This is a genomic window from Roseateles sp. P5_B10 (assembly GCF_056400485.1).
On record NZ_JBFULE010001072.1, the window covers coordinates 1 to 1,505 of the forward strand.

Consider the following 1,505-nt stretch of genomic DNA (forward strand, 5'->3'; position numbering starts at 1 on the left):
GCCCAGGATCATGTGACACGCCAGCTCGCGAACTGGATGGCGGATCGGCCCGAGGTGGCGCAGGTTTTCCATCCCGCGCTGCGGGGCTCGCCTGGGCATGAGAACTGGCTGGCGGTTGGTGGAGCGGGCGCAGCCTGCTTGTTCTCTGCCGTCTTCAGGCCGGAATACAGCGCTGCACAAGTCGATGCCTTCGTCGACGCGCTGCAGCTATTCGGCATTGGCTATTCCTGGGCCGGCCCGATGAGCCTGGCCGTGCCCTACGACATGAGCCGCAGCCGCGACCTGCCGCTGCCGTTCAATGGCGGCACGCTGGTGCGATTCGCGATCGGCTTGGAAGATGGGGCCGACCTGAAGGCCGACATCGAACAGGCGCTGTCAGCTCTTGTTTGAGACCTTGTGCCTCATCAATTGCCCCTTTTGGCGAAAGGTCCAATGAGCCGCTACGCGAGTCATCAGTCCTTACGGCCTGTTGATGCGTGTCGCATCAATTGGCCCTTTTCTCTCTCCCAGTCCCGCTTCTTCTCCGTCTCGCGCTTGTCATGCTGGGCCTTGCCCTTGGCCAGCGCAATGTCGGCCTTCACGCGGCCGCCCTTGTAATGCAGGTTCAGCGGCACGAGGGTGAAGCCGCGCTGCTCGATCTTGCCGACCAGCCGCTTGATCTCGGCCTTGTGCATCAACAGCTTCTTGGTGCGGTCGGCTTCGGGCGTGACGTGGGTTGACGCGCTGCGCAGCGCATTGATGCGGCAGCCGATCAGGAACAGCTCGCCGTTCTTGATCATCACGTAGCCATCGGTCAGCTGGACCTGGCCGGCGCGGATGGCCTTGATCTCCCAGCCGGAGAGAACGACGCCCGCCTCGAACTGTTCTTCGATGTGGTAGTCGTAACGGGCGCGGCGGTTCTCGGCGATGGACATGGGGTCGCAAATGGGGGCGAAGCCCCTCAATACAATTTGTGGATTCTATGAAGCAGGTCAAAAAGTCCGTTCTGCTCTGGTACACACCCCGCGAGATGTACGAGCTGGTCACCGCGGTGGAGCGCTATCCCGAGTTCCTGCCCTGGTGCAACAAGGTCGAGGTGCTGGGGCGTGAGGCCGACACCGTCACGGCACGCCTGCACCTGGCGTACGCTGGCGTGCGCCACGCCTTCACCACGCGCAACCACAACGAGGACGGCCGCAGCGTGCGCATGGAGCTGGTCGACGGCCCCTTCTCGCATCTGGACGGGCTGTGGCAGTTCCAGCCCTTGAACAAGCCCGGTGCGGAGGCCGAAGCCACGGCCTGCAAGATCGCCTTCGAGCTCAGCTATGCCTTCAGCAGCGGCGCGCTGGAGGCTGTCGTCAGCCCGGTGTTCGACCGCATCGCCAACACCTTCGTCGACAGTTTCGTGCAGCGTGCCGAGAGTCAATATGGTCCGCGTTGAGCTGGTGTGGAGCCCGCGGGCGGGTGATGTTCAGCACCGCTGGCTGGAGGTGGAGGAGGGCGCCACCGTCGACACCGCCTTGCGC

The 1,505-nt window shown here is 63.8% G+C and carries 3 protein-coding genes; 2 read left to right on the top strand and 1 reads right to left on the bottom strand.

The window, feature by feature from the left end; all coding sequences use genetic code 11:
- Positions 1 to 390, top strand: a 390-nt coding sequence (locus tag AC1DU6_RS30895; RefSeq protein ID WP_477861927.1) for a PLP-dependent transferase, incomplete at its 5' end; no start/stop codon positions are given.
- Between the two features lie 62 nt (positions 391 to 452).
- Here the strand turns inward: AC1DU6_RS30895 and smpB are convergent.
- Positions 453 to 914 carry an SsrA-binding protein SmpB gene (gene smpB, locus AC1DU6_RS30900; RefSeq protein ID WP_457326381.1) on the bottom strand — a complete coding sequence of 154 codons (462 nt, stop codon included), beginning with the start codon at positions 912 to 914 and terminating at the stop codon, positions 453 to 455.
- A 47-nt stretch (positions 915 to 961) separates the two neighbouring features.
- On the opposite strand from smpB, the gene AC1DU6_RS30905 reads away from it, so the two are divergent.
- Entirely contained in the window at positions 962 to 1,420 is a 459-nt protein-coding gene (locus AC1DU6_RS30905; protein ID WP_477861929.1) for a type II toxin-antitoxin system RatA family toxin, read from the top strand.
- Positions 1,421 to 1,505: the final 85 nt, after the last annotated feature.